This is a genomic window from Roseicyclus amphidinii, from assembly GCF_030163755.1.
GTDB lineage: Bacteria > Pseudomonadota > Alphaproteobacteria > Rhodobacterales > Rhodobacteraceae > Roseicyclus > Roseicyclus amphidinii.
Genome location: NZ_JASJOE010000126.1, coordinates 1 through 3592 on the forward strand (window position 1 = coordinate 1; position 3592 = coordinate 3592).

At 72.9% G+C, this 3592-nt stretch carries 3 protein-coding genes; all 3 read right to left on the reverse strand.

From position 1 onward, the window contains the following. A partial coding sequence (locus QQK83_RS19020; protein ID WP_284266982.1) for a hypothetical protein occupies positions 1 to 1903 on the reverse strand: 1903 nt, incomplete at its 3' end. Further along, the gene (gene motA / locus QQK83_RS19025) at positions 1900 to 2772 is read right to left on the reverse strand and encodes a flagellar motor stator protein MotA (RefSeq protein ID WP_284266984.1); all 873 of its coding nucleotides are present in this window, start codon (positions 2770 to 2772) and stop codon (positions 1900 to 1902) included. The genes QQK83_RS19020 and motA, both read right to left, overlap by 4 nt. A 45-nt stretch (positions 2773 to 2817) precedes the next feature. Then, entirely contained in the window at positions 2818 to 3531 is a 714-nt protein-coding gene (locus QQK83_RS19030) for a MotE family protein (RefSeq protein WP_284266986.1), read from the reverse strand. Positions 3532 to 3592 lie beyond the last annotated feature (61 nt).

Here is a 3592-nt window from a genome sequence, read left to right on the forward strand (position 1 = left end):
CGGTCCAGCCCGCGCCGAAGAGCCGCGCAAGAACATAAAGCGTCGCGGTGTCGCGCGCCGCGGCCCTGTCGGCAAAGAGCGCGGTCAGCGTGGCCATCCGCGCGGGTTCGGGCAGGTCGCCGCGGTCGAGCAGGGCGATCAGCCGGGGAAGGTCGCGCGCCGCGCCCAGCGCCAGAACCGTCTCGTGCCAGAGCGGGGCCGCCTCGGCGGTGCCGCCGGTTTCGCGCAACAGCGCCTCGGCCGCATCCACCCGCTCGGGCGGGATCGCAAGGCCGAGCCCGCGGTCGAACCCCATCGCCTGCGCCATCGCGGTCAGCGGGTCGCCGCCGTCGTCGCGCAGCGCCAGCGCGAGCGCCTGTCGCGTCGCATCCGCCCCGCCGGGGACCAGCCCGAGATCGATGTCGAGCTGCAGCAGCGCGGTCTCGGGCAGGGTGCCCGCACGGTGCAGAAGATCGCGCAGGTTGCGCGCCGGGTTCGGGTGCCCCTCGGCCTGCAGGCGGCGCGCGACCCGCGGCGCGACCTGGTCGCGCAACGCGTCCGGAAGCGCCGCGGTCGCACGTTGCAGGCGGCCGGCGAGTTCCTCGGTCAGGGCCGCGGGCTGGCCTCCGGGCTGGCCTCCGAACTGGCCTCCGAACTGGCCTCCCGGCTGCAGGCCGGGTTGGGTGGCGGACCCCAGCGTGCCGCCGAGGACATGCCACACGAGGTCTTCGTCGCTGCAGATCAGCAGCGCATCCTGCGCTGCGCCCATGGGCGCGGGCACGGGCGCGGGGCGCCCGTCGACCAGCGCCGCGATGCGCTGCAACTCCGCGGGAGGGGCGGGGATGCGGTCGAGCCAATCGGCGGCCTCGGCCCCGAAGCCGAACCGCAGGTAATGCCGCGCCAGCGCCAGCACCGCGTCGCGCTGCAGCACGTCGCGCGCATCGTAAAGGGCAAGGCGCAGCTGGCCGAGGCCGTCATCGAAGCGGTCCGACGCGCTCCAGGCGGCGATGGGCAGCACGGTGTCGGGGCAGGTCAGCCGGGGTTGGCGGGGTTCGGCGGCCTGCGTCCGGTGCAGCGCCGCGTCAAAGGCGGTTTCCGCGCGCAGCGGCAGGTCCGCGGCCAGGCCGCTACCGGGGCCGGTCAGCCCTGCGTCGGGCGGCGGCGCGACCGGCTCGGCGGGCGCGGAAGCTGCGGCCGGGTCGGCCTCGGTGAAGGGGCGCAGGGGCGCGCTGTCCAGCAGGCCCGAGGCCGCGGCGCGCGCCAGTTGCTCGGCCATGATCTGCGCCGCGGTCTCGAGGTCGATCCCGCCCGCGGCGGACATGGGCGACGCGGCGGCGGCGAGACCAAGGTCAGGCCCGAGTGAGGGACCGAGTGAGGGGCCGGCCAGAAGCCGCGTCATGTCCGGCAGGCCCGCGGCATTCCCGGCGGAAGCGGCCGCCCCTGCCACTCCGCCCGCCCCTGCCGCGGCAGCGCGGTCAAGGCCCGCTTCGACGGCATCGGCGTCCGGGTCATCGTCCGAAGCCGCTGCCGCATCCTCCGGCACTGGGCCCGGATCAGGTGCCGGACGATACCCCGGATCGTGAATGTCGATCACGAGATACCGCCCCTCGTAGCGCGTGACCTCGACCGGGCAGTCGCAGCCGAGCCGCAGGCCCAGTGCATCACCCCCCTCCAGCGCGGCAAGCCGCGTCCGTGGCACAAGGCGAAAGACATCGCCGGTCTCGAACCCGTCGACCGGGGGGGAGAGGGTCAGTCGCCGCGCCTCCCCCTCCCCGTCGAGACGCCAGTCGCGGTCCGCCCCGATGTCCAGCACCAGCCGGCTGAACCCGGCATGCTCGCCCGCGCGCACCGTCAGGGTCTGCGCATCGGCCACCATGGCCCGGAGGCCGATCAGGACGGCAAGGAACGCCGCGGCAAGCCTCATGCGGCCACCGGCGATTTCAGGGCGCGCAGCGCCTCTTCCAGCTCGGTGAAGGCGGGGCGGACATGGCCGGGGGCGTTCTGGCGGCCGACCTCGATGCAGATGTTCGTCGCGTGGTTGTGCAGGTTGGCCACCAGCACCTCGCGGATCATCAGGTAGAACAGGTGATCCTCCTCGACCACCGCCTTGACCCGCGACGCGAAGGGGCCGACGAAGCCGTAGGCTAGGAACACACCGAGAAAGGTGCCCACCAGCGCGCCGCCGATCAGCCCGCCCAGGATCTCGGGCGGCTGGTCGATCGAGGCCATGGTCTTGATCACGCCCAGAACGGCGGCGACGATGCCCAGCGCCGGAAGGCCGTCTGCCACCGTCTGCAGCGCATGCGAGGAATGCAGCGCGTGGTGAACACGCTCTTCCAGGCGCTTGTCCAGCACCTCCTCGACCTGGTGGGGGTCGTCGTAATTCATCGCCGCCGAGCGCAGCGTGTCGCAGATCAGCTCGACCGCCACGCTGTCGGACTGGATGCGCGGGTATCGTCCGAAAATCTCGGACCCGGCCGGGTTCTCGACATGCTCCTCGAGCGCGACGGCGTTCTGCCGGGCAAGGCGCAACAGTTCGAACAGCAGGCACAGGAGGTCGCGGTAATCCCCGTGCTTCCAGCGCGGGCCCTTGAAGACCTTGCCCATGTCCTTGAGCGTGTGTTTCACGGTGCCGGTGTCGTTGGCGATCAGGAACGCCCCCACCGCCGCGCCGAGAATCATGGTCATCTCGTAGGGCAGCGACTTGATGATGATGCCCATCTTGCCGCCCGCGGCGAGATAGCCGCCGAAGACCATGGCGAAGACGACGACGATTCCGATCATCCCGAGCATGGGCGACATTCTCCTGCTGTGCGAGGCGAGCCTCGGGCAAAAGGCTTAATTTTCCGTCTCCGCACCCGCGGATCGGGGCGGGTCCAGGCGCGGGGCCGCGCTGTTGCGGGTGGCGATGATGACCGAGACGGCATAGGCCTGCTCGGGCGGCAGTTCCGCCATCAGCGTGGCCGAGGCGGCCGGCGACATGCGCGCGAGAAACCCCGCGGCAAAGCCCGGCTGCATCTGCGCGAAGACCGCCGCGGCCTCCTCGGGCGGCATCGTCTCGTAGACCCGCGTCAGGCGGTCGAGGTCGCTTTCGGCGGCGGTGTCCGAGCGCGCGATCAACGCCTCGAGCCGCGTTTCGGCGGCCTCCAGCTCGGCCAGCCGCGCCTCGACCAGCGCCTGCGCCGCCGCGACGGCGCGTTCGCGGTCGGCAACCGCGGCCTCGCGCCGGTCCAGCGCGCTGCGCAGGGCGTCGATCTCGGCCAGCGCATCCTGCAGGGTGCGGGCCATGTCCGCGGTCATGTCCGAGCTCAGGGCCCCGGTCATGGAAGCGGCCGCGTCACCGGCGTGCCCCGAAGGCCCCGGCGATGCCGCGTGGCTGCCCACCGACGAATCGCTCGCCACGGCCTCGGCCAGCGCCCCCTCCAGCGTGCCGAGGCGCAAGAGCGCCGACAGCGCAAAGACGAAGCCCAGCGCGGTCAGGGCCCATTTCTGCCGCCAGCGTCCGCGCGGCCGGGTGGCGCGCCGGGGCGCGGAACGAGGAGCGCGCGCCATGATCTAGGCCCGCGCTGCCGCAACCGTCGCCGCCCGACGGCTGCCGAAGACCGGCACGGCG

What these genes read in the sequence shown, in the direction of transcription:
- QQK83_RS19030 (WP_284266986.1), bottom strand. Translation starts at nt 3,531, where the DNA reads ATGGCGCGCGCTCCTCGTTCCGCGCCCCGGCGCGCCACCCGGCCGCGC.
- motA (WP_284266984.1), bottom strand. Translation starts at nt 2,772, where the DNA reads ATGCTCGGGATGATCGGAATCGTCGTCGTCTTCGCCATGGTCTTCGGC.